At 73.2% G+C, this 3995-nt stretch carries 3 protein-coding genes and 1 riboswitch; of the genes, 1 reads left to right on the top strand and 2 read right to left on the bottom strand.

Features of this window, described 5'->3' with window-relative positions; genetic code table 11:
• Positions 1–937: tetratricopeptide repeat protein (locus tag ACWDX9_RS60650; RefSeq protein WP_449973008.1), on the top strand; the 937-nt coding region annotated here is incomplete at its 5' end.
• On the opposite strand, the gene tenA is transcribed toward ACWDX9_RS60650, so the two are convergent.
• Both tenA and ACWDX9_RS60640 read right to left on the bottom strand, forming a co-directional pair.
• The gene (tenA, locus tag ACWDX9_RS60645) at positions 918–1625 is read right to left on the bottom strand and encodes a thiaminase II (RefSeq protein WP_350742943.1); all 708 of its coding nucleotides are present in this window, start codon (positions 1623–1625) and stop codon (positions 918–920) included. The genes ACWDX9_RS60650 and tenA overlap by 20 nt on opposite strands.
• Positions 1617–1712: riboswitch (TPP riboswitch) on the bottom strand. Its footprint overlaps the gene before it by 9 nt.
• A 32-nt stretch (positions 1713–1744) precedes the next feature.
• Positions 1745–3995, bottom strand: a 2251-nt coding sequence (locus ACWDX9_RS60640; RefSeq protein ID WP_449973007.1) for a hypothetical protein, incomplete at its 5' end; no start/stop codon positions are given.

The raw sequence follows: 3995 nt of genomic DNA, 5'->3' as shown, positions 1-3995 counted from the left end.
CCTGACCGCCCAGCCGCTGTCGTGGTTCGACGCCGAGCGGGAGTCCCTGGTCGAGGCCGTACAGCTGGCCGCCGGCGCGGGCCTGGCCCAGTCCGCGTGGGGGCTGGCCGCCACCCTGGTCCCGTACTTCGACCTGCACTGCCTGCTGGACGAGTGGCAGCTGACGCACCGTCTCGCCCTCGACAGCGCCCGCGCGGCCGGCGACCGCCTCGGGGAGGCCGCCATGCTGCGCGGCCTGGCCCAGGTCTGCCTCTACCAGGACCGGTACGCCGAGGCCGAGGACATGTTCAAGCGGGCCCGCGTCATCTTCCGCGAGCTGGGCGACACGCGGAGCGAGGCCATCTCGATCTGCGGGCTGGCGGCGGTCAGCCAGTTCTCCAACCGGCATCTCAACGCGCTCGCGTCCTTCCGGCAGGCGCTGGCCATGTTCCTGGCCATCGGCGACCGCAGCGGCGAGGCGTACGCTCGGCAGGCGATCGGGCGCGTCTACCTGTCGCTGCGGGACCTGCAGCAGGCGTCCCGGTGGCTGGGGGACGCGCTGCGGCTGGCCGAGGAGCTCGGCGACGCGCACCGCGAGGGCTGCGTGTCGATGCAGCTCGGCCGCATGTACGACCTGTTCGCCCAGTCGGACCGGGCCATGCGCTACCAGGGGCACGCGCTGGGCATCTTCGAGGCGCTCGGCGACCGCCACTGCGGCGCGTACGCGATGCGGAACCTGGGCGGGCTGCAGGTGGCCAGGGGCGACCGCTCGGACGGCTCCGACCAGTTGGAGCGCTCCCTGGTGATCTTCCAGCAACTGGGGGATCGCAGCGGGGAGGCGGACACGTACCAGACGCTCGGCGAGCTGTACCGCTCGTCCGGCCACACCGCGCTGGCCACCCATTACCTGCACCAGGCCCGCGAGCTGCGCAGGGAGCTCAGCGAGTCGTTCGCGTGAGCTGCGGCCTGAGCCATTGTCCCGTGGGCCAGGTCTCCAGGCGCCAGGCGCTGTCCCAGAACATCCACTCGTACTCGGTGGCCCGGCAGAACGCCTCGTCCATCGCCCGGCGCGTCTCGGGGTCGGCGCTCTCGGCCAGCCGGTCGGTGATGGCCTTGGCCTGCTCCACCGAGGCGGCGAAGGCGGGGTCGGAGTAGGTGCCGATCCAGGTCCGGTACGGGTGGTCGGCCGCGCCCGCCGTACGTTCGAGCAGTGCCGCGCCAACGTCCTGGTAGACCCAGAAGCACGGCAGCACGGCGGCGGCGAGCACGGGCAACGGGGCGGCCAGGGCCGTGGCCTGGAGGTAGGAGGAGTAGGCCAGGCAGGTCGGCGAGGTGGCGACGGCCGCCGTCTCGCCGGCCGTCAGCCCGAACTCCTCCAGGTAGCCGGTGTGCAGGGCCCGCTCGACGACCAGCGCCGTGTGCGCGCTCTGCGCGAAGAACGCGGCGTCGGCCGGGGAGCCGGCGCGGGCCGAGGCGGTCGCGAGGACCTTGGCGTAGGCCACCAGGTAGCGGCCGTCCTGGACCAGGTAGAACGCGAAGCGCTCGCGGTCGAGGGTGCCGTCGCCGAGCGCGGCGTTGAACGGGTGGTCGTGGATCGCCTCGAGCAGCGTGGCCGTGCGCGCCCAGATTTTCTCACAGAAGGTCACCGATGACGTCCCTTCGCTAGTGCGAACTAGATCAGGTTCGACGGGTGTGATCTCAGCCCGGCAGCCCGGGCACCCCGCGTCACGGCCAACGCTAGCAGAGAAGGTCCGGCCCGGTCGTGTCAGGCGGGGATCAGCTCGTGCAGCGTGCCCGGGGTGTAGACCTGCGCCCCCTCCGGGAGGCCGTCCGGCGCCGCCAGCCCGATGTAGGTGGTGGGCCCGGCCGGCGTGCTCTTCGCGCGCAGCAGGTCGGCCAGGTAGCGGACGCGCAGGAATTCGCGTTCGACGATGGAGCGCACCAGCAGGGAGGCGCTGACGCGGTTGCCCTCCACCTGGTTGAAGCCGGGGTGGCCCTTCAGGTAGAGGTGCAGCCACTTCACCAGCCAGCCGCCGTCGGCGCCGCGCAGGAAGACGAGCGGCAGGGCGATCCGGCCGGAGCCGCGCAGGTCCGACTTCATGCGCACGGTACGCGGCTCGAACGGCCTGCCTTCCTGCGCCGCGTCCCTGGTCATGTAGCCGAAGAACGCCTCGGCGGCCGCGTCGAACCCTTCCCCGGCGTAGATGTTCACCTGCGGGATGATGATCGGCTGGGTCGCGGCGGCGAGCCGGATGTCGATGAACTCGGACGCGCCGTCAGGTGCCTCGGTAAGGTCGCCGGAGTACTGGGCGAAGTCGTTGGTGTAGTTCGTCCAGGAAATGTGCGTCGGGTCGTCGTAGGAGGCGTCCAGCATGAGCGCGGACAGGTCGTAGTCGGTGCGCTGCCGGGCCTCGCGCCAGTGGACGAAGAACCTGAGCAGTTCGCCGTCCACCACCGACACCGAACCCCGGGGCAGCATGCCGAGCCCGGGCACGACGGCCTTGCCGGACAGCGGCAGGGCGACGTCGAGCACGTCGGGATCGACGATCAGCTCGCCGGGGTCGGGGAGGCGGCGGGCGATCTCCTCGTCCAGGATGGCCAGCGCCCGCGCCAGGGCCTCCTCCTCCAGCGGCGAGCGGGAGTCGGGGGCCGCCCACGCCCTGCCGTTCCGGTTGACGAAGACGCGGCCCGCGACAGGGGCGAGCCGGTTCTGCAGGTGCTCGCGCAGCGACAGCAGGACGCGGCCGGAGGCGCCGGAGGCGGCCCCTTCCGTGGCGTCCAGCACGGCCGACGTGGACAGGCCCGTCCGCAGCAGGTGGTCGAGGCGGCGCAGCAGCGCCCCGGGGGCCTGCTCCAGCAGCTTCACCGCCTCGGCGGTGCGGCCCGCCGACAGCGCGGCCTCGACCCGGCCGTCCAGGCTCGGGGCCGGGCGGGTGCCCCTGGCCGTGTCGAAGACGGCCCGGGCGCGCGGGAACTGCGGGTACTCGTGGGGGTGCAGCCGTTCGCCGAGCCGCTTCCACTCCTCCCGGTGACGCGGCACGTCGCCGAGCCTGGCCGGCGAGGCGACCGCGTCCAGGGCTCCCAGCAGGGCGCGGCGCTCGGCCCGGCGGAACGAGCGGAACCTGGTGGGCTCGGCCAGCGTGACATCGCCGCCGGAGCAGCCGCAGGCGAGCCGGAGCACGTCGGTCACGGTGTCGACCAGCAGCGGCCGGCCCTCGGCCAGCCGGACCTCGTTGACGATCGCGCGGTTCTCGCGCACGGGGATGCGCTCGGGCTCGTCGGCGCAGGATCCGGCCAGCAGGCGCAGCGCGGCCAGGTCCTCGGCGGCCAGGGGCGCCTCGGAGCCCGCCAGCGAGAAGTAGAGCTCCCGCGCCTCCGACTCCAGGCTCCCGCCCAGCTCCAGCACGGTCACCCGGTCCCCGGCCAGCGGGATCAGCTCGGCGTGCGCGGCCAGCAGGTCGGCGTAGGTGTGCTGGTAACGGCCGTAGCCGGGCAGGGAGAGCAGGTTGAGCGCCGAGGTCTCGACGCGGGCGGCGGCGACCGGGTCGAGCAGGGCCTCGCGCAGCAGCCCGGCCCAGAACTCCAGGGTGTCGGGCACGTTCTTGGGGAAGTCGAGGAAGTACGCGTTGTGCCGGACGTGGTCACCCACGAGCGTGCGGACGGCGGCCAGAATGCGGATGCCGAGGTCGACCACGGTCTCGCCGCGCAGCCCGGACAGCCGCTCGAGCAGCGCGGCCGAGCACGTGAAGCCGACGCTGAGCAGCGCCGCGTCGAGCTGGCGGGCGGCGGTCTCCCCCCACCCGGACCCGGATCCGGCGGGCGCGGCGCCGATGGGCACGCGCAGCCGCCGGGCGATGACGAGGCTTTCCAGAGTGTCGTCCACGAACGGCACCATATAGCCGGGACACGCCCGATCGCGGGGCGTCCTGAACCGCTCGTAGTAGTGGTCGGCCCGCCCGGACGCCCGCACGTAGCGGTCGGCCAGCGCGGGCGGCAGGTAGGACAGGAACGGCAGC

The sequence above is a fragment of the Nonomuraea sp. NPDC003201 genome (assembly GCF_053590415.1).
This window is presented reverse-complemented; position numbering and strand designations above follow the sequence as displayed.